At 46.4% G+C, this 25,273-nt stretch carries 22 protein-coding genes; 12 read left to right on the forward strand and 10 right to left on the reverse strand.

All coding sequences use genetic code 11. The features are described 5' to 3' along the window. Positions 1–25: 25 nt before the first annotated feature. The 3 genes from J8Z23_RS15810 to trxA all read right to left on the reverse strand — a co-directional run bounded on the left by J8Z23_RS15810 (position 26) and on the right by trxA (position 2,906). Positions 26–1,018: a hypothetical protein gene (locus J8Z23_RS15810; RefSeq protein ID WP_005398448.1), complete on the reverse strand. Its 993-nt coding sequence runs from the start codon at positions 1,016–1,018 to the stop codon at positions 26–28. 105 nt (positions 1,019–1,123) lie between these two features. Beyond that, entirely contained in the window at positions 1,124–2,383 is a 1,260-nt protein-coding gene (gene rho, locus J8Z23_RS15815) for a transcription termination factor Rho (RefSeq protein WP_005378757.1), read from the reverse strand. Positions 2,384–2,579: 196 nt separating this feature from the next. Next, complete coding sequence (gene trxA / locus J8Z23_RS15820; protein WP_004745500.1) at positions 2,580–2,906, reverse strand: thioredoxin TrxA; 327 nt, start codon at positions 2,904–2,906, stop codon at positions 2,580–2,582. A gap of 111 nt (positions 2,907–3,017) precedes the next feature. Here trxA and rhlB point away from each other — a divergent pair, with 111 nt between their 5' ends. Both rhlB and gppA read left to right on the forward strand, forming a co-directional pair. Beyond that, positions 3,018–4,337, forward strand: coding sequence for an ATP-dependent RNA helicase RhlB (rhlB, locus tag J8Z23_RS15825; RefSeq protein ID WP_005397003.1), 1,320 nt, complete (start codon positions 3,018–3,020; stop codon positions 4,335–4,337). Positions 4,338–4,356: 19 nt separating this feature from the next. After that, on the forward strand, positions 4,357–5,850 hold the full coding sequence (gppA, locus tag J8Z23_RS15830) for a guanosine-5'-triphosphate,3'-diphosphate diphosphatase (protein WP_167426131.1): 1,494 nt from the start codon (positions 4,357–4,359) through the stop codon (positions 5,848–5,850). A 180-nt stretch (positions 5,851–6,030) separates the two neighbouring features. On the opposite strand, the gene J8Z23_RS15835 is transcribed toward gppA, so the two are convergent. The 3 genes from J8Z23_RS15835 to recQ all read right to left on the reverse strand — a co-directional run bounded on the left by J8Z23_RS15835 (position 6,031) and on the right by recQ (position 9,132). Next, positions 6,031–6,699 (reverse strand): 7-cyano-7-deazaguanine/7-aminomethyl-7-deazaguanine transporter, encoded by a 669-nt coding sequence (locus J8Z23_RS15835; RefSeq protein ID WP_005397008.1) that lies wholly within the window; start codon positions 6,697–6,699, stop codon positions 6,031–6,033. A 282-nt stretch (positions 6,700–6,981) separates the two neighbouring features. Next, a complete protein-coding gene (locus tag J8Z23_RS15840) occupies positions 6,982–7,287 on the reverse strand; it encodes a DUF3630 family protein (RefSeq protein ID WP_104974685.1) in 306 nt (101 codons plus the stop codon). A gap of 9 nt (positions 7,288–7,296) precedes the next feature. Then, the gene (recQ, locus tag J8Z23_RS15845) at positions 7,297–9,132 is read right to left on the reverse strand and encodes an ATP-dependent DNA helicase RecQ (RefSeq protein ID WP_434634252.1); all 1,836 of its coding nucleotides are present in this window, start codon (positions 9,130–9,132) and stop codon (positions 7,297–7,299) included. A 174-nt stretch (positions 9,133–9,306) separates the two neighbouring features. Between recQ and rarD the strand changes: the two genes are divergently transcribed. The 4 genes from rarD to ggt all read left to right on the forward strand — a co-directional run bounded on the left by rarD (position 9,307) and on the right by ggt (position 13,733). Then, entirely contained in the window at positions 9,307–10,224 is a 918-nt protein-coding gene (gene rarD, locus J8Z23_RS15850) for an EamA family transporter RarD (protein ID WP_006743075.1), read from the forward strand. 73 nt (positions 10,225–10,297) lie between these two features. After that, positions 10,298–11,095: an AraC family transcriptional regulator gene (locus tag J8Z23_RS15855; protein ID WP_006743074.1), complete on the forward strand. Its 798-nt coding sequence runs from the start codon at positions 10,298–10,300 to the stop codon at positions 11,093–11,095. Between the two features lie 101 nt (positions 11,096–11,196). Further along, entirely contained in the window at positions 11,197–11,868 is a 672-nt protein-coding gene (locus J8Z23_RS15860) for a LysE family translocator (RefSeq protein WP_046874563.1), read from the forward strand. Between the two features lie 98 nt (positions 11,869–11,966). Then, complete coding sequence (gene ggt / locus J8Z23_RS15865) at positions 11,967–13,733, forward strand: gamma-glutamyltransferase (protein WP_301660073.1); 1,767 nt, start codon at positions 11,967–11,969, stop codon at positions 13,731–13,733. A 759-nt stretch (positions 13,734–14,492) separates the two neighbouring features. Here ggt and uvrD read toward each other — a convergent pair. Continuing rightward, the gene (gene uvrD / locus J8Z23_RS15870; RefSeq protein WP_005397027.1) at positions 14,493–16,667 is read right to left on the reverse strand and encodes a DNA helicase II; all 2,175 of its coding nucleotides are present in this window, start codon (positions 16,665–16,667) and stop codon (positions 14,493–14,495) included. A 280-nt stretch (positions 16,668–16,947) separates the two neighbouring features. Between uvrD and J8Z23_RS15875 the strand changes: the two genes are divergently transcribed. The 4 genes from J8Z23_RS15875 (at position 16,948) to J8Z23_RS15890 (ending at position 19,381) form a co-directional block, all read left to right on the forward strand. Continuing rightward, complete coding sequence (locus tag J8Z23_RS15875; protein ID WP_104971071.1) at positions 16,948–17,208, forward strand: BufA1 family periplasmic bufferin-type metallophore; 261 nt, start codon at positions 16,948–16,950, stop codon at positions 17,206–17,208. Positions 17,209–17,290: 82 nt separating this feature from the next. Next, positions 17,291–18,160 carry an MNIO family bufferin maturase gene (bufB, locus tag J8Z23_RS15880; protein WP_301660072.1) on the forward strand — a complete coding sequence of 290 codons (870 nt, stop codon included), beginning with the start codon at positions 17,291–17,293 and terminating at the stop codon, positions 18,158–18,160. Next, complete coding sequence (locus tag J8Z23_RS15885; RefSeq protein WP_301660071.1) at positions 18,157–18,915, forward strand: HvfC/BufC N-terminal domain-containing protein; 759 nt, start codon at positions 18,157–18,159, stop codon at positions 18,913–18,915. Before bufB ends, J8Z23_RS15885 begins: the two co-directional genes overlap by 4 nt. Before the next feature lie 10 nt (positions 18,916–18,925). After that, entirely contained in the window at positions 18,926–19,381 is a 456-nt protein-coding gene (locus J8Z23_RS15890) for a DoxX family protein (protein WP_301660070.1), read from the forward strand. Between the two features lie 27 nt (positions 19,382–19,408). Here J8Z23_RS15890 and tsrA read toward each other — a convergent pair whose 3' ends face one another. Both tsrA and J8Z23_RS15900 read right to left on the reverse strand, forming a co-directional pair. Next, positions 19,409–19,693, reverse strand: coding sequence for an H-NS-like global regulator TsrA (gene tsrA, locus J8Z23_RS15895; RefSeq protein ID WP_005397034.1), 285 nt, complete (start codon positions 19,691–19,693; stop codon positions 19,409–19,411). A 91-nt stretch (positions 19,694–19,784) separates the two neighbouring features. After that, positions 19,785–20,945, reverse strand: coding sequence for a multidrug effflux MFS transporter (locus tag J8Z23_RS15900; protein ID WP_031780601.1), 1,161 nt, complete (start codon positions 20,943–20,945; stop codon positions 19,785–19,787). A gap of 140 nt (positions 20,946–21,085) precedes the next feature. On the opposite strand from J8Z23_RS15900, the gene J8Z23_RS15905 reads away from it, so the two are divergent. Together J8Z23_RS15905 and J8Z23_RS15910 are read left to right on the forward strand one after the other, a co-directional pair. Beyond that, a complete protein-coding gene (locus tag J8Z23_RS15905) occupies positions 21,086–22,027 on the forward strand; it encodes a LysR family transcriptional regulator (RefSeq protein ID WP_006743068.1) in 942 nt (313 codons plus the stop codon). A 202-nt stretch (positions 22,028–22,229) separates the two neighbouring features. Further along, positions 22,230–24,020 (forward strand): aminopeptidase P family protein, encoded by a 1,791-nt coding sequence (locus J8Z23_RS15910; protein WP_301580286.1) that lies wholly within the window; start codon positions 22,230–22,232, stop codon positions 24,018–24,020. 121 nt (positions 24,021–24,141) lie between these two features. Here the strand turns inward: J8Z23_RS15910 and thiH are convergent, their stop codons facing one another. Continuing rightward, positions 24,142–25,254, reverse strand: a complete 1,113-nt coding sequence (gene thiH / locus J8Z23_RS15915; protein WP_253652438.1) for a 2-iminoacetate synthase ThiH — start codon at positions 25,252–25,254, stop codon at positions 24,142–24,144. Positions 25,255–25,273: the final 19 nt, after the last annotated feature.

Consider the following 25,273-nt stretch of genomic DNA (forward strand, 5'->3'; position numbering starts at 1 on the left):
ATTTTGTGTGGGTATGTGAGCCAGATTACTTTAATACTTGCTCTATCTGCCGGGTCTTCACTTGATGGTTGTTAGAGACTAACTCTTCCAACCAGGTTTGATGCCCTTGCTGCGCCAGCTCTCGAGCGACCATGGTAGCTTCTTCCGATAGTGCCATTTTGCTCACTAGAAACTGTTTCACTTGCGGAGATAAAGGGTTGGATTTTGTGAGTAGACTAATGGCTTCTGGTTTGAGTGACGGATTGACGGTGGAGTTCATCAATTGCTGAATTGAAAAAACGTCCCCAACCGTAGCTAAACGCTCGAGTTCGGACTGGCTGTTGTAATCCGCTCTCATCCGCCAGAGTAAGTTGTACACTTCCTCATCTTGACTTACTTGCGCTAATCTCACGATCACGGCTGTCGATGGTAGCCAACTGGTCACATTCGCTTTGGTTAACTGAGTGGTTAATGCGGCAAGCGCATGCGGTGATAAGCTGTCCAACTCTCGAATCAAAAGTGCTTCACGCGCTTGAGCTTGTTGAGATTGCCCTGTAAGCCATTGCTTTAAGTCGAGCTCTTTCCGCTCAGCTTGTAGTACAAAGTCCAAGGTACTTTGGTCTTGCTTCCAACGCTTAATCAAGCGGCTCGCAATGGCAGGAAAGTTAAAGGCAGGCACACTAAACTCATACCCGTCCCCTCGCTCTAGAACCTGATAAGTAGGAGTCATACGGATCTGAGACTCAACAAACAGAGCCATTCTAGGCGTGAGAATCACATCTTGCTTCTCAAGCTTTTCCAATAACCGAAAACGCACGACCTCTTGTTGAGGTAAAGCTAGTCGATCAAGGGCAAATTTAAGCGAGTCGACCTCATCCCTGACAACGTAATCAAGCAGTTCAGAGACTTTAGCCTGTATTTGAGTATCCTGAAGCCACTGTTCTACTACAGACTCCTGCATTTCCTTGGCAGATAACGTCGCGGGTAGTGTGATAAGTGACAAGCTCAGGAGTAATGACGACAACATTCCTTGTTGCATGTTAACCTCCCGATAACATTTCTCCTCATTCTGATGCTTCCATCGGGAGAAAGCAACAAAAAAGCCACCGTTAACGGTGGCTTTTTTAGAATAAGGACTCAGCTATTACTGACGACGCATCGCATCGAAGAACTCATCGTTGGTCTTCGTCATCGCTAGCTTATCAATGAGGAATTCCATCGCGTCGATTTCGCCCATTGGGTGAACGATCTTACGTAGAATCCACATTTTCTGTAGTTCATCAGTCTTCGTCAGTAGCTCTTCACGACGTGTACCTGAACGGTTGAAGTCAATCGCAGGGAATACACGCTTCTCAGCAATCTTACGGTTCAAGTGCAGTTCCATGTTACCTGTACCCTTGAACTCTTCGTAGATAACTTCATCCATCTTAGAACCAGTATCTACTAGTGCCGTTGCGATGATCGTTAGGCTACCGCCCTCTTCAACATTACGTGCTGCACCAAAGAAACGCTTAGGACGGTGTAGTGCGTTTGCATCCACACCACCTGTCAGTACTTTACCTGATGAAGGTACTACGGTGTTGTAAGCACGAGCGAGACGAGTGATAGAGTCAAGCAGGATAACCACGTCTTTCTTGTGTTCAACAAGACGTTTCGCTTTCTCGATTACCATTTCCGCTACTTGTACGTGACGAGATGCTGGCTCATCGAAAGTCGACGCGACTACTTCACCTTTAACTAGACGCTGCATCTCTGTTACTTCTTCTGGACGTTCGTCGATAAGAAGTACCATCAACTCACACTCTGGGTGGTTGTATGCGATGCTTTGAGCAATATTTTGCAGAAGCATTGTCTTACCCGCTTTTGGCGGAGCAACAATCAGACCACGTTGACCTTTACCGATAGGCGATGCCAAATCTAAAACACGTGCTGTGATGTCTTCTGTAGAACCGTTACCACGCTCCATTACCATGCGTTCATTTGCATGTAGAGGGGTAAGGTTTTCAAATAGGATCTTGTTACGAGCGTTGTCTGGTTTGTCGTCGTTAACGGTATTGACTTTTAGAAGGGCAAAGTAGCGTTCACCGTCTTTTGGTGGACGAATTTTACCAGCGATAGAGTCACCAGTACGTAGGTTAAAGCGACGAATCTGACTTGGTGATACGTAGATATCGTCCGGACCCGCAAGGTATGAACTATCTGCACTGCGTAGGAAACCAAAGCCGTCTTGCAGAATTTCCAGAACCCCATCGCCAAAGATGTCTTCGCCGCCTTTAGCGTGCGCTTTTAAAATCGCGAAGATGATGTCTTGTTTTCTTAAGCGAGCTAGGTTCTCTAATCCTAAGCTTTCGCCCAGTTTTACAAGGTCAGACACAGGTCTGTTCTTCAGTTCGGTAAGGTTCATGGTGGTGGATTCTTGTTTAGTCAAAATAAGATCTGTTTTCTAGTTAAGATGGATTTGGTCTCAGGATCGACCAAGAAGAGAAATTTGTTCAATTAACGCGCGATAAGTTAGCACTAATTAGTATTCTAGTCCAGAGTTAGAAAAACAAAACCGTGCGTTGTTACTTTGCACGGTTTTATCTGTAATCACTTGGTGATTATAAGTTTGCGTCCAAAAACTCTTTTAGTTGAGTTTTAGACAGAGCACCAACTTTCGTTGCCGCTACGTTGCCGTCTTTGAATAGCAGTAGCGTTGGAATGCCGCGAATACCAAACTTAGGTGGTGTACCTGCGTTATGGTCGATGTTTAGTTTACCGATAGTGAGTTTGCCTTCGTACTCGTCTGCGATTTCGTCCAGAATAGGAGCGATCATTTTACAAGGACCACACCATTCTGCCCAGAAATCCACTAGAACCGGGCCTGCAGCGTTGATTACATCGTTTTCAAAACCGTCATCAGTTAGCTGCAAAATCTTATCACTCATCTTCCACTCCAATGTGTTTTTCGAAACTGGTTGGATGATAACCAGTAATTAGATGCCCTATTGGAATGTATTTACTTTCGTATTGCAAGCTTTAGCTGATATTCTATAGCCATGAAAAAGACGCATATCACAGAGCAAAAGTTCGCCGATTTGGGCTTAAAGCCCCAAGTTATTGAAGGATTGGACAAAAAAGGGTTCGAATTTTGTACCCCTATCCAAGCCTTGGCGTTGCCGGTCCTGCTCACCGGCCAAGACATCGCAGGCCAGGCCCAAACGGGTACTGGTAAAACGCTCGCGTTTCTTACTGCTACATTCAACCACCTTCTGACGACACCAGAGCATGAAGGTCGTAAACCTACGCAGCCACGCGCAATCATTATGGCGCCAACACGTGAGCTTGCTATTCAGATTTACAATGATGCAGAAGCATTAACTGAGAGCACTGGTCTAAAAACCGCTTTGGCTTACGGTGGTGAAAGCTACGATAAGCAATTGAATAAGCTGCAAGATGGTGTCGATATTCTGATTGGTACGACAGGTCGTATCATCGATTTCTACAAACAGCGCGTATTCAACCTTAACAACATTCAAGCCGTTGTTCTGGATGAAGCCGACCGCATGTTCGATCTTGGCTTTATTAAAGACATTCGCTTCTTGTTCCGTCGTATGCCTGAGCCAAAAGAGCGTTTGAACATGCTGTTCTCAGCGACGCTTTCTTACCGCGTTCAAGAACTGGCATTTGAGCACATGAACACCCCTGAGCATGTTGTGGTAGAGCCGGAACAGAAAACTGGTCACCGCATTCAGGAAGAACTTTTCTACCCTTCTAACGAAGATAAAATGGCCCTCCTTCAAACTTTGATTGAAGAAGAATGGCCAGATCGCGCCATCATTTTTGCGAACACGAAACACAAGTGTGAATCGGTTTGGGGTCACTTGGCCGCCGATGGACACCGTGTCGGTCTTCTTACTGGTGATGTACCGCAGAAGAAACGTGAAAAGATTCTTGAGCAATTCACCAAAGGCGATGTCGACATTCTTGTTGCAACTGACGTTGCTGCCCGTGGTCTGCATATTCCTCAAGTGACGCACGTTTTCAACTACGACCTTCCTGACGACTGTGAAGATTACGTTCACCGTATTGGCCGTACCGGTCGTGCTGGTGCAAGCGGCCACTCGATCAGTTTTGCTTGTGAAGAGTACGCAATTAACCTGCCTGCAATCGAAGAATACATTGAGCACACTATCCCAGTTTCAGAATACGATTCGTCAGCGCTGATCCAAGATCTGCCAGCGCCAATTCGTATGCGTGCGCCACGCAACCAACAGCGTCGTACGAATACTGGCGGAACTCGTTCAGGTTCAGGTAACCGCAAGCCGCAAGGACGTCGTCCACGCCAACCACGTCAGTCGGCACCAAAACAATCGTAAAAGGAAACTGAGTTCGTTTATGAGTCAAGCAGGATCATCGCCGCTATACGCCGCCATCGACCTCGGGTCGAACAGTTTTCACATGCTCGTTGTGCGTCATATCGATGGCAGCGTTCAAACAATGGCTAAAATTAAGCGCAAGGTTCGTCTAGCCGCGGGCCTAGATGAACATAATTCTCTTAGTATGGAAGCTATGCAGCGAGGATGGGACTGCTTAAGTCTATTTGCGGAACGCTTGCAGGACATTCCTAAACAAAACATTCGTATTGTAGGCACAGCCACTTTACGTACCGCCACGAATGTAGATGTGTTTCTGGAGAAAGCGAACCAGATTCTTGGTCAACCAATCGACGTTATCTCCGGTGAAGAAGAAGCGGCCACTATCTATAAAGGTGTCGCACACACTTCTGGAGGCAGCGGTCGCCGCCTTGTTGTCGATATCGGTGGCGCAAGTACAGAACTCATCATCGGTGAAGGTTTCGAAGCCAAAGCACTGACTAGTTTAAAAATGGGTTGTGTGACTTGGCTGGAAAACTTCTTTAAAGATCGCCAGTTGAATGCGCGTAACTTTGACGCAGCAATTGAAGGCGCGAAGCAGACAATCCAGCCAATTCTAGAGCGCTATACAGAAATCGGTTGGGATGTGTGCGTTGGCGCATCAGGCACCGTTCAGGCATTGCAAGAGATAATGCTAGCGCAAGGTATGGACGAAGTAATCACTCACTCCAAATTGAAACGCCTGCAGAAGCAAGCCATGTTAGCCGATCATTTAGAAGAGCTCGACATTGAAGGCTTAACGCTTGAACGTGCGTTAGTGTTCCCTAGCGGCCTATCTATTTTGATTGCCGTTTTTGAATTACTGGAAATCGACGCGATGACACTCGCTGGCGGCGCACTACGTGAAGGCTTAGTCTACGAGATGGTTGAAGAGCTACGTCAAGAAGACATCCGTGCTCGCACAATTGCCAGCGTACAAAATCGTTATCAGCTCGATCACCAATACGGTGAACAAGTTGCGACACTGGCAAGCAAACTGTTGGAGCAAGCCGGCGGCGATGAGTGGATTACGGAACCTCAAGGCAAGATATTGCTTGAAACCGCCGCAAAGCTGCATGAAATCGGCTTAACGATCGATTTCAAAAAAGGCGGTGAGCACAGTGCTTACTTACTCCAGAATCTGGATTTACCTGGCTACACTCGCGCGCAGAAGTTCTTTCTTGGTGAGATTGCCCGTCGTTATCGAGAACAACTCACCTCACTGCCTGAGCAACATGCGTTATCAGGCTCAAGTGCCAAGCGCGTACTGCGGTTGTTGCGCTTAGCGGTGTTGTTGACTCACCGTCGCAACCAAAACTTAGAGCCAAACGTCGTATTAACGGCTGAAGGTGACAACCTAACATTAAACATTGATGCACAGTGGCTAGCGGCCAACCCGTTGACCGCCGCTGAGCTAGAAATCGAATCCAACCGTCAAACTGATATCGGTTGGCCATTAACGATTACCTCTGATTAATGGTTGTTATCCCATGACAAAGGCTCCTTCTGGAGCCTTTTTAATACCCGTTATTATCCTATGTACAACTCATAGAGTTTTGAGACACCGATGATCTAAATACTCATTTCGCTGTACATTTGCTTTAGAAACAACAAAGCCGCTATCAAAAGCGGCTTTGTTGCTATTAACTGATGAAAACTATGCCGTCGTCGTAACTTTAAAGTTAGGGTTCACTGCCGTTAGCTTCTTAATTAAGTAATTCAGTAGTACGCCGTACATAGGCACAAACAGGCCAAGACTAATCACTAACTTAAAGCCGTAGTCCACCAGCGCGATTTCCGTCCAATGCTCCGCCATAAATGGATCTGGACTTTGGTAGAACGCAATCGCGAAGAAGGCGATGGTATCCAGTGCATTACCAAAAAGCGTTGAACACGTTGGGGCCACCCACCACTGTTTCATTTGGCGTAGGCGGTTGAACACGTGCACATCCATAATCTGACCAAGTAGATACGCCATGAAGCTAGCAATCGCGATACGAGCAACGAATAAGTTAAATTCCCCTAAGTGACCAAAACCTTGGAACTGCCCCTCGAAGAACACCACCGATAAGAAGTAAGAGACAGCCAAAGCAGGCAACATTACTAAGAAAATGATCTTACGCGCCAACTGAGCACCGAAAATACGTACGGTTAAATCCGTCGCAAGGAAAATAAATGGGAAGGTGAATGCACCCCAGGTGGTATGTAAGCCAAAGATAGTAAACGGTAGCTGAACTAGGTAATTGCTGGATGCAATAATGACTAGGTGGAATAAAACCAGATAGATAAGGGCGTTGCGCTGCTGCGCAGGGGTAAAGTTACTCATGCGATACCTTTTTAGTTTGGTTTGGGGGCGAGGGAACCCAAATCGAGCGTTTTCTACAGAGAAAAGCACTCTTACCAACAATGTAAAAAATGACGATTAAACTAACTTAACTCATTCAGAGTAAAGCGGTGGGCGATTATACATTAACCAATTTTACTCACAAGCGGTGTTTTATACGCAAACGTTTCATCGCGAACATCACGTCAAAACCAAGGGCTTTGATGCAAAAATAAGAAAGGGTGTTTCATGTGAAACACCCTTTAAAGAATAGATAACTTGAATTTAGAAGCCGCGTTGGAACAATCCGGCTAAATAGTCGAGCTCTTCCCTACTCTCTTCTATTGTTAGCGCTTCAAACCAAATCGCTTCGCTGTAGTGCTCCGCTTTCATAAATAAGCGGCAGCCTTCAAAATCGATCAACCAAGAGTGAATATCCGCATCCCACTGTTTTTCTACCACAGACGCAGATAATAATCCCACCAAACGCTCACCCAGTGCCGGAAAAGTATCGAGGTCGAAGCTTGGAGCGATAATAATAAGACGCCCTTCTTCAACAATGTAATCAGCGAGACCAAATTCCTTGTGCATATGGATTCCTTATCCGTGGTGAGTAATGTGTTCTTGGATCAGATCCAAGAATGGATCGGCGTATTTTTCTAGTTTACGTTGACCAACGCCACTAACCGCTAACATTTCGCCGTATGACGTTGGCAGCATTTCTGCCATATCAATCAAGGTCGCATCACTGAATACCACGTATGGTGGCAAACCGTCTTCATCGGCGATCGACTTACGTAGCTTACGTAGTTTGGCAAACAACTTCTTATCGTAGTTTTTGCTGGTCAGTTTATCCGACTTCGCGGCACGTGCAGCGGTATCTAAACGTGGAACTGCAAGTTCTAAAGACACATCACCACGTAGTAATGGACGTGCTTCTTCGGTTAATTGCAACGTCGAGTTACGAGTGATGTTTTGAAATAGCAGCCCTTTATGAATTAACTGGCGGAAGATACTCACCCAGTAATCATGGCTGTGATCACGACCAATGCCGTAAGTCGAAATTTTATCGTGGCCATGTTCGCGCACACGAATGTTTTGCATCCCACGCAGCACCTCAACCACATACGTCATACCAAAACTTTGGTTAACGCGGTAAACACACGACAACGCTTTGCGCGCTTCTTCGGTCGCATCAAAGTGTTTTGGTGGGTCCAGGCAGATATCGCAGTTACCACACGGCTTTTCGCGATACTCTCCAAAATAGTTGAGCAGTACCTGACGACGACAGGTTTGCGCTTCCGCAAAAGCACTCATCGCATTGAGTTTGTGGCTTTCTACCTGCTTCTGCGGTCCATCATCTTTTTCATCCAACATACGACGCAACCAACTGATGTCGGCTGGGTCATACAACATCATCGCCTCGGCAGGCAGGCCATCTCGCCCTGCTCGACCAGTTTCCTGATAATAGGACTCGATGTTACGTGGAATATCAAAATGCACAACAAAGCGCACGTTTGGCTTATTGATACCCATGCCGAATGCAACCGTCGCAACGACGATTTGAATGTCATCACGTTGAAAAGCTTCCTGAACGTAAGCTCGCTCTTCCGTATCCATCCCTGCATGATAACCAGCAGCGCGGATATGGTTGTTGCATAGCTTCTCGGTCACCATTTCAACTTTCTTACGACTGCCACAATAAATAATGCCGCAGCTTCCCTTCTGGGTGGCAAGATAGCGAATGATTTGAGAAACCGGTTTGTGCTTTTCCACCAAGGTGTAACGAATGTTGGGACGATCAAAGCTTCCTAGATACACCTGAGGCTCATATAAGCGTAAGCGTTCTAGAATATCACGACGCGTCGCATCATCGGCGGTGGCAGTGAGTGCCATAAAAGGTACATGTGAAAAGTGTTGCTTTAACTGACCTAAAGCCGCGTATTCTGGGCGAAAATCATGTCCCCACTGAGAGATACAATGTGCTTCATCCACGGCGATCATAGATAAGGGTAAGTTTTCTAAACGCTCAATAAAGTCACGCATTAACACGCGCTCTGGCGAAACATACACTAGCTTAAGCTGACCAGAGTGCATGCGATTATACACACTCAGTAGCTCTTCTCGATTCATGGTCGAGTTCACACACTCCGCTGCTACACCATTGGCTTTCAGTTGATCAACTTGGTCTTTCATCAATGAAATCAGCGGTGAAATCACCAAGGTAATCCCTGAGCGCACTAACGCCGGAATTTGGTAACAGAGAGATTTACCGCCACCAGTCGGCATGATGACCAAGCTGTCTTTGCCTTCGATAGCGGCTTCAATAACTTCTTGCTGACCATCACGAAACGTCTGGTAACCGAAGACTTCCTCCAACACACGTTGAGGCGTTACAGGCGTATCTGATTGTTCGGCTAGCAAGGTTGAGGTCATGAATAATCTCAGATTGAGTGATCGTAGAAATGCTTTTGCATGCCCAGGCACACAAAGTGAGGGCACATTGTAATGGGGTTTCGTGGTGAATAAAACCGCAAATTGCTAGGTGTTTCGCATCACGACTCGTATACTGATTTTCTGCTCTATAAACACACAATTAGGTGACACCTCATGACACCAGAAGACGAACAACAACGCGCTCGGCAAGGTATCTTGCTGGCGATTGGTGCCTATACCATGTGGGGCATTGCGCCGATGTATTTTAAATCCATCGCACAAGTATCCCCTTTGGAGATTCTGAGCCACCGGGTGATTTGGTCTTTCTTTTTGCTTGCCGCACTCCTTCACTTTGGCCGTCACTGGCGCTCGGTTTACTACATCGCGAAAGACAAAACGAAGATCGCTTACCTGATCGCAAGTTCTGTATTAATTGGCGGAAACTGGCTGATTTTCATCTGGGCGGTCAATTCCAATCATATGCTTGACGCGAGCTTAGGCTATTACATTAACCCATTAATCAATGTCTTGCTCGGCATGGTCTTTTTGGGAGAGCGACTTCGTAAGTTGCAATGGTTTGCTGTCGTATTAGCGGGCTGTGGTGTACTGGTCCAATTGATTGTATTCGGCTCCGTGCCCGTTGTTGCGATGGCGTTAGCAATGAGTTTCGGCTTCTATGGCCTCTTAAGGAAGAAAGTCAGTGTCGATGCAAAAACAGGATTGTTTATCGAAACATTACTCCTTCTGCCTGTCGCCGCCGTGTATCTGCTGTTTATTGCGGAAACCCCAACGTCGAATATGCTCACTAACCCGTTAGCATTAAATAGCTTGTTGATTGCAGCAGGTGTGATTACCACACTGCCCCTGCTTTGTTTTACGGGTGCGGCAACAAGACTCAAATTATCAACGTTAGGCTTTTTCCAGTACATCGGCCCAAGCTTGATGTTCTTACTGGCAGTACTGATGTATGGCGAACCCTTTACCATGGATAAAGCGATTACCTTTGCCTTTATTTGGGGAGCGCTAGTCGTATTTAGCTTTGATGGACTGCGCAACAACCGTCGCTCACGCCGAATCGTTCAGCCACAGTGATCGTTTTTTACAAGACAAGTTAGAAATTGCCAGATAAGCTTGGTCATAATGTGACCAAGCTTTTTTGTATGTAATGGAACAGATTCAATACTACGCAACCGACCATGATCAGCTGAGCCTGATCGAGGCGAAATACCAGAAGTTTGCCTTCCAAAGGCACTATCATCTGGACTTTCACCTCGGTCTGATCACGCATGGCACGCAAAAGTTCCAATATCAAGGCTGTAGCCATCAAGTGGGTCATGGGCAAATCGTAATTATGCCGCCAGATGAACTGCACGACGGGCACTCTAAGCTCGAAAGTGGCTATGAAGTGAATGTATTTGCGATCGAGCCGCACCTACTCAGCGATCTTGCCGATCTTAGTCAAAATGGTCAAATAATCCGCTTTAATGAATTGATCATCTCCGATCCACAGATATTTTCACAACTTAGTAACTTGCATGCTCTTCTTCGCCGCGAGAACCTCAGCCAACTCACCAAAGATTGCCTTCCTTTTGAAGGATTTAATCAACTTTTTGATCGCTACGGATCACTCGCGAGGCAAAAAGTGGTTCCGCTTGGAAAACAGTCTTTGCATACCTTAAAAGATTACTTAATGGCGAATCTCGACCAAACAGTTCGTTTAGATGCACTATCAGAGCTCTGCCAACTGAGCCCCACGCAGTTTCAACGCCATTTCAAAGCGCAAACGGGGATGACTCCCTACGCTTGGTTTGCTCGCTTGCGATTAGAGCAAGGAATGAAACTACTCCAAGCAGGATGGTGTGGTACGGACGTCGCCTATCAAGTGGGCTTTTATGATCAGGCCCACTTTAGTAAAGCGTTTAAACAAACCTATGGCGTCTCGCCTTCACAAGTGGCACGCTAATACCTCATACGCTGTGGTATTCAGTACTGCTAGTTTTTTACAAGCACTACCGAATAAGAATCACGACAATAGCTCATATCCACTATGTTTTGAGATGTGTTATGAATGAATCGACTATCCTTTTAACGCTTGCCAGTATCCACTTCATTGCCTTAATGAGCCCAGGTCCGGATTTTGCGCTTGTGGTACAAAATGCCACCCGTCATGGCCGTCAAACCGGCTTATACATTGCGCTTGGCTTATCAGTCGGTATTTTGCTGCATTCTTTATTCAGCCTAACGGGGGTGAGCTATTTAGTTCACCAGCATCCTCTGCTCTACTCCGTCTTACAATTGCTTGGGGGCAGCTATCTGTTGTATTTGGGTATCGGTGCACTGCGCGGCGTGATCGCGACGATCAAAAACCCACTTTCTGATCAGCCAAGCAAAAACAGTAACCTTGTGATCGGTAATAAACGTCAGGCGTTTACCAAGGGGTTCGCAACCAATATTCTCAACCCCAAAGCCTTAGTATTTTTTGTGAGTTTAATGTCGAGCCTTGTCCCAGTGGGCATGTCGGTGACAGGAAAAGGAATTGCTCTGGTGATTTTGTTTGGTTTGTCGCTACTCTGGTTTTCTAGCCTTGCATGGATGCTGTCAACGCAGCGCTTGCAAACAAGATTGCAGCAAGCCGGCATTTATATAGATGGTTTATGTGGTGTGGTATTTACCCTAGTTGGCAGCAGTATTTTAGTGCAAACCTTCCGCTCCTTTCTCGATAACTCTCTGATTTAAAAGCGTCGCACACTCGACATTTCTTTAATAGGAAACTCGACGACTATCTCCGTGGCTGCCAAGCTGAATAACCTTAGTTGGCAACATGGAGAGTCATCATGCAATGGACATTTAACCGACTCGTACTCTCGGGTCTTTTTCTTACTTCCCCTTTCACCTTCACTGGACAAGCCTTCGCTAACCAAGCTGCAGATTCGGTCGCACCAGAGCACAGCACTGGCATTGAGCAAAAGCAGCTGGTCAAAGCTAAAGATTATATGGTTACCGCTGCTAACCCACTGGCGACCCAAGCGGGTGCAGACGTACTTGAGCAAGGCGGGAATGCGATAGATGCCATGGTCGCGGTGCAATTGATGCTTGGCTTAGTTGAACCCCAGTCATCAGGTATTGGTGGCGGTGCGTTCTTAGTGTATTGGGATACCGAAAAGCAAAAACTGACCACTTACGACGGGCGTGAAACCGCCCCCCTCGCCGTAACGCCAAAGCTATTTTTAGATGAGAACGGTCAGCCATTGCAATTCTACGATGCCGTGGTTGGTGGACGCTCTGTCGCAACACCAGGCACCGTGAAACTATTGTGGGATACTCACCAGAAATACGGCAAGCTGGAATGGAAAAAGATCATTCAGCCTGTTATCTCGCTTGCGGAGCAAGGATTCAAAGTCAGTCCTCGCCTAGCAAGCTTGATAGAAAAAGACGCCGAGCGTTTATCACGCTTTCCAGTCACAAAAGCCTATTTCTTTAACTCGGATGGCTCGCCAAAAACCGAAGGTACGCTATTAAAAAACCCTGAATACGCACAAACGCTGAGTGCTATTGCTAAGCAAGGCGCCCAAGCCTTCTACCATGGGGATATCGCCAGAGACATTATCGAGACGGTACAAAACGCGCCGGGTAACCCCGGTGTATTAGCCCAACCCGACTTTGATACCTACCAAATCAGACAACGTGAGCCGGTTTGTGCAGCATACCAAAGCTATGACATTTGCGGCATGGGACCACCAAGCTCTGGCGCGCTCACCATTGGTCAGATTTTGGCGATCACTGAACAGTACGATCTCAAAGGCTGGGGGGCTAACAGCATTAAATCTTGGCAAGTACTCGCCGATGCATCGCGTCTAGCGTTTGCTGACCGTGGTAAATACATGGCAGACCAAGATTACGTGCCGATGCCAACTCAAGGCTTGCTTGATAAAAGCTACCTCCAGCAGCGAGCAGAGCTGATCCAAGTCGGCAAAGCACTAAGCAAAGTTGAAGCGGGCAATCCTCCGTGGTCGCACGCAATGAACTTAAGCATGGACGAGTCCATTGAACTCCCTTCCACCAGCCATTTCAATATCGTCGATAAGCAAGGCAATGTGGTTTCCATGACGACCACCATTGAGAATGCGTTTGGCTCGCGCTTAATGGTGCGTGGCTTCTTGCTCAATAATGAACTGACCGATTTTTCTTTCCGTACTCATAACGACGGAATCCCAATCGCCAACCGCATAGAACCAGGCAAGCGTCCACGATCTTCAATGGCCCCGACCATTATGATGAAAGATAACAAACCTTACATGGCAATAGGCTCTCCGGGTGGCAGTCGAATCATCGGTTACGTGGCGCAAACCATCATTGCCCACACGCAATGGGATATGGATATCCAACAAGCAATCAATCAACCACGATTACTCGACCGTTTTGGCACCTTAGATATTGAGCAAGGTACCACTGCAGAAGGCTTACAGCCAGAGCTGGAGAAGATGGGCTTTAAAACCAATGTTCGTGATTTGAATTCTGGACTGCATGCGATACGCATCACAAAAGATGGACTAGAAGGTGCCGCAGATCCTCGTCGAGAAGGAGCAGCAATCGGCAAATAGGCCTGTTTTGCTCGACTCCTTGTGCGAGATCTCTCACAAGGAGTGGAGCAAACCTCTCTTTTTTAATGGTAAAACAGCCCACAAACAAACGTAAACTATTGAATAATATAAATATGTTTATTTTTCAAACGCTTTTGATTGAGAAAAATGTGGGCTTCGACCATTGTTGAGAATCGTGAAGAGCGTAATATGAATCTTGTCGGAAGGATGCTGACACGGAACAGGAAACACCACGGATTTGGTGAACTTCAGGAAGAAGAAACGGGTATTCAGGATGAATAGTCGGGCATGGATTGCAAAACTGGACATTGAACGGAATCAATAGCAACTAGGACGGTTGCTACTAAGGACGGGAAATGGACACCTCTGGACGAGGAAAGGACTGAACATCAGGATGATGTCATGGACACCGCTCAGGGAACAAGTGATGAGAGCTAACGAGGATGGTTAGCAGACCAGGATAAGGTCAAGGACACCGCTAGGAAGGCGACGAAAGGATTAAGCTGAAGGAATGCAGCACGCTATCAAGGATTTGATGCATGGAGCACTTTTAGTAGCTGGATTGCTGCGAGTAAGACTATAACCCCGACGGGCGTAAGCCCTCGGGGTTTTTCTTTGTCTAAAGATAAGCGATTTAGACCAAGAGCCTTTTCGAATAGCGTCATTTAGCTCCCTATCTTTCAGCATTTTGTTGATTCCAAACAGCCAAAACAGAAAGAGCCACCGAAGCAGCTCTTATGTTCATTTTTTCACAAAGCCCTACAGCTTCTCCAGTCTCGCGTAAGCGGTGACTAACCATTTAATGCCTTCACCGTTGAAAGCAATCTGCACTCGGCTTTGTGGGCCACTGCCCTCAAAGTTGATGATCGTTCCTTCACCAAATTTCGGATGCATCACACGAGAACCTAGTGAAAAACCAGTCTCATTGAAGTTTTCTTTTACTGCGGTTTGGCTAAAACGTCCACTACTTGAAGGGCGACTCACTTGCGCCTTCATGCGCACTTCATCCAAACACGTTTCTGGTAATTCACGAATAAAGCGCGATGGTTTGTGGTATTTGTCCTGGCCATATAGGCGACGCATTTCCGCGTAAGTAATGTAGAGCTTTTGCATCGCGCGCGTCATGCCCACATAACACAGACGGCGCTCTTCTTCCAAACGCCCTGCCTCTTCAGCGGACATCTGGCTTGGGAACATACCTTCTTCCACACCGACCATGAATACCAATGGGAATTCCAAACCTTTCGCACTATGCAGCGTCATCAGTTGGACTGCATCTTCAAATTCGTCCGCCTGACCTTCGCCCGCTTCCAGAGCCGCATGCGTTAAAAATGCCGTCAGCAGAGACATTTCTTCCGCTTCTTCTGGTTTTTCGAATTGGCGAGTGGCGGTAACCAGCTCCTCCAAGTTTTCTATGCGAGCTTTAGACTTTTCGCCCTTCTCTTGCTCATACATCGCAAACAAACCCGAGTACTTGATCACGTGGTCCGTTTGCTCATGCAATGGCATTTCTAGTGTATCGTCTTCCAACGCGGTGATTAATTCGACAAAACGACTTAACGCACCAGCTGCTCGACCCGTTAATACTTGCTCATCGAGCATTGCCAGACTGGCTTCCCACATAGTGCACCCTCTATCACGAGCTGCACGACGGATAGTCTCTAGCGTCTTATCGCCCAGACCACGTGTTGGGGTATTCACGACACGTTCAAACGCGGCATCATCGTTGCGATTCGCCATCAAACGCAAGTAGCTCAACGCATCTCTGATTTCTTGACGCTCGAAGAATCGCATGCCTCCGTAAATACGGTACGGTAAGCCTGCCTGAATTAATGCTTCTTCCAAAACACGAGATTGCGCGTTGTTACGATACAGCATCGCAGCATCATTCAATGCGCCGCCATTCTCTTGCCACTCTTTGATTTTATTGACCGCAAAGCGCGCTTCGTCAAGCTCGTTATAAGCGCTGTAAACCGAGATCGGCTCTCCCACATTGCCATCCGTCCACAGCTCTTTACCCATGCGTTCAGTGTTGTTCGCAATCAAGGTATTGGACGCTTCAAGAATCGTCTTGGTCGAACGATAGTTTTGTTCGAGACGAATGGTGTTCACGCTCGGAAACTCCAGCGTGAACTTCTCAATGTTCTCGACTTTTGCACCGCGCCAACCATAAATTGACTGGTCGTCGTCACCAACAATCATCACGTGACAATCTGGGCCAGCCATCATGCGTAGCCAAGCGTATTGAATGTTGTTGGTGTCTTGGAATTCGTCAACCAAGATATGCTTAAAGCGTGCTTGGTAGTGTTCACGCACAAACTTGTTGTCACGCAGTAGCTCATGCGCGCGCAGCAAAATTTCCGCAAAGTCCACTAAGCCAGCACGATCACACGCTTCTTGGTAAGCGGTATACAGCTGCAAATAAGTTTTGGTCACTGGATCGTGATAAGCGTCGATATGCGATGGGCGTAATCCTTCGTCCTTCTTACCATTAATCCACCATGAAACTTGGCGTGCAGGCCACTGCTTTTCATCCAAGTTTTGCGCTTTGATCAAACGCTTTAACAAGCGCTGCTGATCATCGCTGTCTATGATTTGGAAATCTTCCGGTAGCTTGGCATCAAGATAGTGTGCACGCAAAATGCGGTGACAAATACCGTGGAAAGTCCCATTCCACATGCCAGATGCACTGCCCATCATCAACTCTTCAATACGACCACGCATTTCTGCTGCCGCTTTATTGGTGAAGGTGACCGACATGATCGAGAAAGGAGAAGCTTGCTCGACTGACATAAGCCAAGCGATACGGTGAACAAGAACGCGAGTCTTACCACTCCCTGCACCAGCAAGGACAAGTAAGTTTTCTAGAGGAGCTGCAACGGCTTCACGCTGTTTATCGTTTAGACCGTCGAGTAATAGAGATGGATCCATCATGATGAGCTACTGGTTATTTATACATAAAAACCGATTATAACCTAAACAGCTGGGTGCTGTTTAGACAAAACTTGATAAAAAATTCGCTGTTTTTTTAATCTTTCATTCAAAGAGTTAACGAAGGTAATCACTCCAAAACCATTCGCGAGAGTTATTTTTATGAAAGTTTTTCTGCCTCATCTCTATCTTTTAATTTAAGCAAGTGGATAAAGGTTGTACGCCAAACGGCGAATCGACTTGCCGAATGAAAGTAAAAGGAAATCACTCAGAGGAAATTATGATGAAAAAATCGAATCTTGCTGTTACTGCTGCTGTTACTGGCCTTCTTGCTCTTGGTGGCACCATGCTCACTGCATCCCCTGCTGTCGCAGCAGAAAAAGAAAAGTGTTATGGCGTGGCGAAAGCCGGTAAAAATGACTGCGCAACGAAAAACAGCTCTTGCGCGGGCACCTCTAAAGAAGACAACCAAAAAGATGCTTTTGTTGTCGTTCCTAAAGGATTGTGTGACAAATTGGCTGGCGGTAGCACCAGCGGCTCATAACTCAACATCACAAGTTTCTGTGGGGCGCGTTGCACTTTAACCAACGCCCCCAGTTACTCGCCAATCAGAAAAGGAGTTTCACGTGAAACATCACTCTTTCCATCCTCTTGCTGGCGTCGGATTACGTTCCCCTCATCTCGATTATTTTAGCCAACACAAACCTGAGCTGTCGTGGCTAGAAATCCACAGCGAGAACTACTTTCAGCCCAACTCAGTAGAGCGCCATCAACTACAAGCATTACGCGAGCACTACCACATCAGTTGCCACGGTATTGGTTTATCGCTGGGCTCGGTGGAACGTGTGAATACGAAACATTTAGCGCAACTAAAAGCATTGATAAATACAATTGACCCGCTCTTCGTTTCTGACCATTTAAGTTGGAGTGAAAATGTTGGTCACTACTTCAATGACCTACTTCCCTTGCCTTACACGGAAGAAGCGCTGCAAGTCTTCACTCGTAACGTGCTTGAAGTGCAAGAACATCTACAACGTGAAATCTTAATTGAGAACCCATCTAGTTATGTGAAGTTTCACCATTCAACCATCAGTGAATGGGACTTTCTTACCGAAGTGCAAAAGCGCACCGACTGTCGTTTATTACTCGACTTAAATAACGTATATGTTTCCGCCTTCAATCACGGTTTTGATTGCGACACATACCTAGATGCGATTCCAGCCGACAAAGTCGACGAGATTCATTTGGCAGGTTTTACTATTAAGGCATTGGATAAAGGTGAGATTTGGATTGATACTCATAGCCGTCCCGTCAGTGATGAAGTATGGCAGCTGTTCGTTAGTTGGACACAAAAACACGGCCCTCGCCATACGCTGATTGAATGGGATTTGGATATTCCTGCACCAGAAATCCTCCTTGGCGAAACAGAAAAAGCATCCTCACTATTGCAGCAAAACCATTTGATTGACCAAAAGAGCAAAAGGAAAGCGTCATGAATCTTGCGACCTTGCAGAGTCAATTTGCTAAAGCCCTACATTATCAAGCGCTCGGTGAAGAATGCGACATTGTGAGTGACAAGTTTACAGCAGATGAACGCATACAGATTTACCGCAATAACTTTATCATCAGCTTGAGTGAGGTATTGGCAGCGACCTACCCAATGGTTGAAGCCTTAGTTGGAAAAGAATGCTTCGATCAAATTGCTCGCCAACACGTACTTTCTCACCCCTTAGCAGAAGGTAATGTCGTACATTATGGTGTGGGCTTTCAAGATACGATTATGCAGTTTAGTCAGGTCATGACCCAAGCCCAGTACACTCCTGAAGTCGCAAGGTTTGAATGGCATATGGACTTAGCTCGACAAATACAGAATGAGAAAGTCGAAAAACCAAATCGAATCCCTTTATCTGCACTTGCCCAAGTGACGGAAGAACAACAACCTCAATTGGTGTTTCATTTGCGCACTGGCAGTCGCAGCTTTGACTCAAACTACGCCGTATTTGATCTCTTTCATGCGATTCAACACCAAGAGTTTGAACAGCTCAATATCAATCAATTACAGCGAGGTGTCATCTCTATTCAAGCCAATGGAGAAGCTCAATGTCACGCACTCGATACCGATGTTTTTCAACTGCTGCAATGTTTAGAGCAGAAGCAGAGTTTGAGCGAAATACCCGAAGCTTTGCTCGTTCACCTTAATAGCATCATGGCACTCGATCTCGTTGACGGCTTTACATTGAAATCAATCTAAGGAGCACTCTATGACGAATACGGTTAAAAACTTAGTCAATCGGTACGACGACTTGATCAATACCTTACAAGCTGGCTTTGTCCCTTTACTACTTCTATTTTGTCGTTTGTGGGTTGCATGGGTGTTCTTCAATTCAGGGTTAATCAAAGTTTCTTCTTGGGATAGCACGCTGTATCTATACGAATTGGAATACCAAGTGCCACTTTTGCCTTGGGAGTTAGCGGCCTACATGGGAACGGCTGCCGAGTTAATTCTGCCAGTGTTTTTAGCGTTGGGATTAATTACCCGCCCGATGGCTGCGATTCTGTTTGTGTTCAATATCATCGCGGTCATCTCTTACCCGGTATTGTGGGAAAAAGGGTTCTATGATCATCAATTGTGGGGATTCATGATTTTAGTGGTCATCGTATGGGGACCGGGAGTTATCTCTATTGACCATGTTATAAAGAATAAGTTGACGCGATAAAAAAATCCCCGCAGTGGCGGGGACTTTTTATTGTTTATTTAAGTAAGCAAGAAGCTCATCAGCTGAGATGCCCTGTTGAGCAAGATCTTTTGCCAACAGCTCAACTTGTTCACCTTTGCGCGACTCAATCACTTGCTGGAATTGGTACACGATATCACGCAAAATTGGCAGAGGTACTTGTTTAGCCGCACTACGAATACGCTCGGAGCTTTGATTACCCAGCTCATTAAGCAACTTGCCAAACATCACCTTTTCTGGTGAATCTTCCATTTGCTCTAGAATACGAGCCATTTCATACGTGGTTAACGACATTACTTTTTGAGTTCCGTTATGGTGTCAGGAAAAGTCTGAACGACAAATATACACGCCTTACTTACATTGGAAAATACTAAATTACACTGATTTACGCTTTCGCAAAGCTTGAATGCCAGTTCTTACCTGCTTTTGTAAACAGAACCACCAACGCAGGCAACAGAACCCACATATGTATTGCGATCAGTGTCTGAGGTTCCAAAGATAAACGCTGCAACGTACCAACCAACAAACCAGAGCCACTCATTTGGAACAACCCAAGCAGTGCCGCAGCCGTACCCGCTTTGTCACCAAACGGTTCCAATGCTTTCCCTGCCGCTGCACCCAGAATGAATGCAAAACCCACTGACGACATGAAAATAGGTAGCATAAAAGAAAGCGCGGTATTCTGACCATTCATCACTAGCATGATCACACCTGCGAGGCCCAGAGTCGAGATCCCCGTAACCAAGGTGTTGTGCGTGCCAACGCGCTCCATAAACTTAGGCGCCAACATACATGCCGCAATGTTTATCACCGCATTCACACCAAACCAGAAGGTGAACTCATTCATCGACAACCCCATCCCCGTCATCAATACCGACGGTGCTGAGGTAACGTAAGCAAGAATAACCGCCATCGCCATCAAGCATAATGACGCATGGAAAACAAAAGATGGCGTACTAAGCACTGCCCAATAACGGCTGAGCTTAAACACTGCTTGCTTTTCCGTTGATGGGTTGGTCTCTTTCATCATGAAAAACATCAATGAACCGGACACAACGGCAAAGCCAGCCATAAAGCTAAAGTTAGCACGCCAGTCAAATTGCTGAGTTAACCAGCTACCTAGAATTGGAGCTAATGCCGGAATAAAACAAATCGCACCGTTAAGGTAGCTGATCATTTTGCCGCTTTTTTCCGGGCCAAAGATATCGCGAACTGTTGCAAAGGCTGCTACCGATGTCGCACAAGCACCTAAGCCTTGTAGCAGTCGGGAAACCAACATCCATTCAATATTTTGAGCACTCCACGCCAATAAAGCGCTCATCGCATAGATAGTGATACCACCCAATGCAACAGTTCGACGTCCGAGTTTATCTGCCAAAGGGCCAGCAAACAGTTGCCCGACACCCATCGCAAATAAGAACCAAGTGATCGTGTCTTGTGCTAGCGCATTATCGACCTGAAAAGTGGAAGCAATAAGAGGTAAAGCAGGTAGATAAATATCAATCGCAAGAGGACTGAAAAGAACCAAAAGGGTCAATAACGCCATCTGTTTTTTACTATTAGAAAACTGGCTAGGCACACAACACTCCGAATTGGATAAAGAACTTTGGATAGAGCTTAATCATCTGATGATATGAATGGAAATGATGTATAATCATGAGCATTATTCCTTAGAGGAAATTCACCGTGAACGTCGAAAAACTGGCTCGTATCGATTTAAATCTATTGGTCTGTTTTAAAGTTTTGATAGAAGAGTTAAACGTCACTCGCGCGGCTCATCGATTGTGCTTAAGTCAATCCGCCGTGAGCAAATCACTGGCTAAACTGCGCATCCAATTTGATGACCCGCTTTTCACCCGAAACTCGCATGGATTAACACCAACACCGCGCGCTTTGTTTCTTAAACCGAAACTGGATCTGTTGATAAACCAGTTAGAAGTACTGACTCAACCAGAAGAGTTCTCTCCACAAAGTAGCGAATACCGTTTTCAAATAGCAGCGGTTGAAAGTGTTTACCCTCTGATTCTACCCCATTTCTTACCGGCGATTTTTCAGCAAGCCCCTGGGGTGACGATCAGCACTCACCCTTGGTCCGATAATACTTTTAAAATGCTGCAACGTGGCGAGCTAGACTTAGGCTTAACTGGAAAAGACATCGATATTAATGATGCCAAGCTGACTCTGCTGCCACCCGATGACATATGCGAACTAGAAATTTATCGTGATCACCAGATGTGCATTATTCGCAAAAATCACCCAGCATTAAAACAGCCTTGGAACCTCGAAGCGTATCTCGCCCTGCGTCACGTACAAGTGCGTTGTGACGGCAACGACCGTTGGCTGTTAGATTATCGCCTTGCCGATATTGGAGCCGACCGCGATATTGCCGTCACCGTTCCGGACTTTAATAGTGCCGCAAGTTTATGTTCCTACACTGACTTTATTTTTACCGCCCCAAGCCATTTTGTGCAGCTCGCTGCTAAACAGCTTGATTTGGTCGTACTACCACTCCCGCTAGAATTTCCACCTATGGCTTACACTTTATTCTGGCACCGAGACAGAGAAAACGACCCTGCATTGGGTTGGCTACGTACGATGATCACACAAAAAACCGATCACCTTAGATAAAAATACCGCTCTCAATTTGCGCTTAGCGGGTAAAATGAGTAGCTTAACTGTCGTAGTCCTTTTTGGCTCATCTATGGCCTAGTTGTACTCCGACTCAACCTAAGTCATTGCAAACTTGCGTTGATCATAAACTGCATGAAGCAGAAGGAAACAGCTCCCACACCTGAGCATGAAGGAGCGGTAATTTGAAGGAATAAAACAGATGCACAACGAAACTCTCAGCCGCGTGAATGCGATTCGCGAATGGCTTGTACAACATAATATTGATGCCCTACTGGTTCCGCACGAGGACGAGTATTTGGGTGAATACGTCCCAGCGCACAACGAGCGCTTACATTGGTTAACAGGCTTTACAGGCTCTGCTGGTGCCGCCGTCATCACCAAAGAGAAGGCTGCTATGTTTGTTGATGGCCGCTATACCGTTCAAGTCACCAAACAAGTCCCTGGTGACCTATTTGAATATCGTCACCTTATTGAAGAACCAGCTTTAGATTGGGTTCTAGACAACCTGCCAACGAACGCATCAGTCGCAATTGATCCTCGTATGCACAGCTCAGCTTGGCTAGACATGGCACAAGCTAAACTGGCTGGAAAGCTTGAGCTAAATATTCTGACCAATAACCCAATTGATGAGTTGTGGCATGACCGCCCAGCGCCTGTTGTCTCTGATGTTCGCCTGATGCCAACAGAAGCCGTCGGTCAATCAAGTGAGAGTAAGCGTCAAGAGATCGCCCAACTGGTAAAAAAAACGGGTGCAGATAGCGCTGTGATCACAGCATTAGATTCTATTTGTTGGCTGCTGAATGTACGTGGTTTAGATGTATCACGCCTACCAGTTCTGCTTTCTCACGCGATTCTGCACTCAGATTCAAGCGTGGAATACTTCCTCGATCCTGCTCGTCTACCTGCTGATTTTGACGCTCACGTAGGCACCGGTGTGACCGTTCACCACCCAGAAGCACTTCAATCTCGCCTTGAAGCCATGACAGGTAAAAAGGTATTGGTTGACCCTGCAATCAGTAACGCTTGGTTTAAGCTAGTACTACAAAACTCTGGTGCGTCCGTGATTGCAGCAGCAGACCCATGTCTGATGCCAAAAGCGGCGAAGAACGCGGTTGAAATTGCCGGTATGAAGGCGTGTCATATCCGCGATGGCGTGGCAATGAGCAAGTTCCTATGTTGGTTAGATGCGGAAGTTGCTGCTGGTAACCTGCATGACGAAGCGACATTAGCAGACAAACTGGAAGCATTTCGTAGCGAAGACCCTACGCTAATGGATCTCAGCTTCGATACCATTTCAGCCGCGGGCGGCAACGCGGCCATGTGTCACTACAATCACGAGAACCAACCTGAACCTGGTAAGTTAGAACTGAACACGCTTTACCTTGTGGACTCAGGCGGTCAGTACCTCGATGGCACTACCGACATCACGCGTACTATCGCGATTGGTCAACCTTCTTCAGAAATGAAGAAGCAATTTACGTTGGCGCTGAAAGGTCATATTGGCGTTGCTCGAGCTCGTTTCCCGAAAGGCACACGTGGTTACCAAATCGATACACTAGCTCGTCAGCACCTATGGGCGGAAGGCTACGATTACGATCACGGCACTGGCCACGGTGTTGGTCACTTCCTAAGTGTTCATGAAGGTCCAGCGAGCATTTCGAAGAAGCAAATCGACGTGCCTCTAACTGAAGGTATGGTGCTATCCAACGAGCCAGGTTACTACCGTGCAGATGCGTTTGGTATCCGTATTGAGAACCTAGAGCTTGTTGTTGAAACACCGACTAACGGTGACTTCCCTGTCCTGTCATTTGAGTCGCTAACACGCTGCCCAATAGACAAACGCAACATCAACGTTGATATGCTAACTCGTCCAGAACTTGCTTGGCTGAATGATTACCACCAGAAAGTATGGGATGAGATCAGCCCGCTAGTCGAAGGTGATGTTAAAGAGTGGCTTCGTCAGGCAACGCTACCTGTAGCACACAGTTAGAAGTTAGAAGTTAGAAGTTAGAAGTTAGAAAAAGTAGAGGGTTGATGTTTTGCATCAACCCTCTTTTCTTTGCCTATGTTTCACGTGAAACATAACGATGACCAGTGGCTTTATTTGTTGCTTAACCAGAATACGCTGAGTGCCAATCTCGCCATACAGGGTCAAAGCCCTTGGCTCGAATCATATCTTCCACAGAGCCAGCACTTCGCTCATCACTGATCTCAAACTGCTCGAGCTCAACATCATCCATCGCATAACCACCCGGCTGAGTTTTCGATGCTGCAGATATACTGGTAATACCTAAAGCCAATGCGTTGTCTCTAAACTTCGGTGACTCACGAGTCGATAATGACAACTCCACTTCTGGATTCAACAAACGATAAGCGCAAATCAACTGAACAAGCTGCTTATCCGTCATGACTGATTTGGGTTGGAGCGCGCCCTCACAAGGACGCAAACGTGGGAAAGAAATTGAGTAACGAGTCTGCCAATACGTGCGCTCAAGATAGTCCAAGTGCGCTGCCACATAAAAACAATCTGTACGCCACTCTTCCAATCCTATCAAAGCGCCAATACCGATCTTATCAATGCCCGCTTTTGCGAGGCGGTCGGGTGTATCCAATCGGTATTCGAAATCCATCTTATTGCCACGTAAATGGTGCTCAGCATAAGTCGAAGGATGATACGTTTCTTGATAAACCATCACCGCATCCAAACCCAATGTCTTGAGCTCTGCGTATTCGTCTTGATCTAGCGGCTGCACTTCCATCGCCAAATAATTAAAGCGTTGCTTAATCATCGGCACCATTTCGCGAAAGTATTTCATGCCCACTTTGGTTTCGTGTTCACCAGTCACCAGCAATACGCTATCGAACTTCATGCGTTTAATGGCTTCGACTTCTGCAGCCACTTCGTCCCTATTCAAGGTACGACGCTTGATTCTATTCTCCATTGAGAAGCCACAATAAGTACAAGCATTGGCGCACAAATTAGAAAGGTACAATGGAATATAAAGCGACATGGTATTACCAAAACGCTTGCGAGTTGCCGAGTATGACAACTGTGCCATTTGCTCTAAGTACGCTTCTGCCGCCGGTGAAATTAGCGCCTTAAAATCTTCCAAATCACGCTTGGATTTACTCAATGCTCGCTCAACATCTTGTGCTGTTTTCGCATAGATCGACATCGAAATGTCATCCCAATTAAGCTGCTTAAATTGCTCAACGAAGCTCATGTTTTCCTCGCTTAATAGC

This window comes from Vibrio sp. SCSIO 43086, assembly GCF_051132235.1.
GTDB classification, from domain to species: Bacteria; Pseudomonadota; Gammaproteobacteria; order Enterobacterales; family Vibrionaceae; genus Vibrio; species Vibrio diabolicus.

What these genes read in the sequence shown, in the direction of transcription:
- J8Z23_RS15810 (WP_005398448.1), bottom strand. Translation starts at nt 1,018, where the DNA reads ATGCAACAAGGAATGTTGTCGTCATTACTCCTGAGCTTGTCACTTATC.
- rho (WP_005378757.1), bottom strand. Translation starts at nt 2,383, where the DNA reads ATGAACCTTACCGAACTGAAGAACAGACCTGTGTCTGACCTTGTAAAA.
- trxA (WP_004745500.1), bottom strand. Translation starts at nt 2,906, where the DNA reads ATGAGTGATAAGATTTTGCAGCTAACTGATGACGGTTTTGAAAACGAT.
- rhlB (WP_005397003.1), top strand. Translation starts at nt 3,018, where the DNA reads ATGAAAAAGACGCATATCACAGAGCAAAAGTTCGCCGATTTGGGCTTA.
- gppA (WP_167426131.1), top strand. Translation starts at nt 4,357, where the DNA reads ATGAGTCAAGCAGGATCATCGCCGCTATACGCCGCCATCGACCTCGGG.
- J8Z23_RS15835 (WP_005397008.1), bottom strand. Translation starts at nt 6,699, where the DNA reads ATGAGTAACTTTACCCCTGCGCAGCAGCGCAACGCCCTTATCTATCTG.
- J8Z23_RS15840 (WP_104974685.1), bottom strand. Translation starts at nt 7,287, where the DNA reads ATGCACAAGGAATTTGGTCTCGCTGATTACATTGTTGAAGAAGGGCGT.
- recQ (WP_434634252.1), bottom strand. Translation starts at nt 9,132, where the DNA reads ATGACCTCAACCTTGCTAGCCGAACAATCAGATACGCCTGTAACGCCT.
- rarD (WP_006743075.1), top strand. Translation starts at nt 9,307, where the DNA reads ATGACACCAGAAGACGAACAACAACGCGCTCGGCAAGGTATCTTGCTG.
- J8Z23_RS15855 (WP_006743074.1), top strand. Translation starts at nt 10,298, where the DNA reads ATGGAACAGATTCAATACTACGCAACCGACCATGATCAGCTGAGCCTG.
- J8Z23_RS15860 (WP_046874563.1), top strand. Translation starts at nt 11,197, where the DNA reads ATGAATGAATCGACTATCCTTTTAACGCTTGCCAGTATCCACTTCATT.
- ggt (WP_301660073.1), top strand. Translation starts at nt 11,967, where the DNA reads ATGCAATGGACATTTAACCGACTCGTACTCTCGGGTCTTTTTCTTACT.
- uvrD (WP_005397027.1), bottom strand. Translation starts at nt 16,667, where the DNA reads ATGATGGATCCATCTCTATTACTCGACGGTCTAAACGATAAACAGCGT.
- J8Z23_RS15875 (WP_104971071.1), top strand. Translation starts at nt 16,948, where the DNA reads ATGAAAAAATCGAATCTTGCTGTTACTGCTGCTGTTACTGGCCTTCTT.
- J8Z23_RS15885 (WP_301660071.1), top strand. Translation starts at nt 18,157, where the DNA reads ATGAATCTTGCGACCTTGCAGAGTCAATTTGCTAAAGCCCTACATTAT.
- J8Z23_RS15890 (WP_301660070.1), top strand. Translation starts at nt 18,926, where the DNA reads ATGACGAATACGGTTAAAAACTTAGTCAATCGGTACGACGACTTGATC.
- tsrA (WP_005397034.1), bottom strand. Translation starts at nt 19,693, where the DNA reads ATGTCGTTAACCACGTATGAAATGGCTCGTATTCTAGAGCAAATGGAA.
- J8Z23_RS15900 (WP_031780601.1), bottom strand. Translation starts at nt 20,945, where the DNA reads ATGGCGTTATTGACCCTTTTGGTTCTTTTCAGTCCTCTTGCGATTGAT.
- J8Z23_RS15910 (WP_301580286.1), top strand. Translation starts at nt 22,230, where the DNA reads ATGCACAACGAAACTCTCAGCCGCGTGAATGCGATTCGCGAATGGCTT.
- thiH (WP_253652438.1), bottom strand. Translation starts at nt 25,254, where the DNA reads ATGAGCTTCGTTGAGCAATTTAAGCAGCTTAATTGGGATGACATTTCG.